General features: G+C 52.3%; 1 protein-coding gene. It reads left to right on the plus strand.

Annotated elements, in window-relative coordinates:
- Positions 1 to 26 precede the first annotated feature (26 nt).
- Positions 27 to 279: hypothetical protein (locus FQ664_RS25915; protein WP_144175854.1), on the plus strand; the 253-nt coding region annotated here is incomplete at its 3' end.

A 279-nucleotide genomic window follows, 5' to 3' on the forward strand; every position in this document is an offset into this window, starting at 1 on the left:
ATCCACGCCCAGCCGCGCCATCGCTCGTGGAAGGCGAAATCCGCATTGCCAGCCTGAACGTGCTCAACTATTTTGTGACTATTGACACTGGTTCAAACATTTGTGGTCCTGCTGGCAACATGAATTGTCGTGGCGCGGATACGGCAGAAGAGCTCACCCGCCAGCGCACTAAAATCATTGCCGCTATTCTGGGCATGGAAGCAGACGTGATCGGTCTGATTGAAATTGAAAACGAACATCCTAATATCGCTGCCGATGCCGCGGTCATTGACCTTGTAG

Origin of the sequence: Pseudomonas persica (genome assembly GCF_900291015.1) — a bacterium.
Taxonomy (GTDB): domain Bacteria; phylum Pseudomonadota; class Gammaproteobacteria; order Pseudomonadales; family Pseudomonadaceae; genus Aquipseudomonas.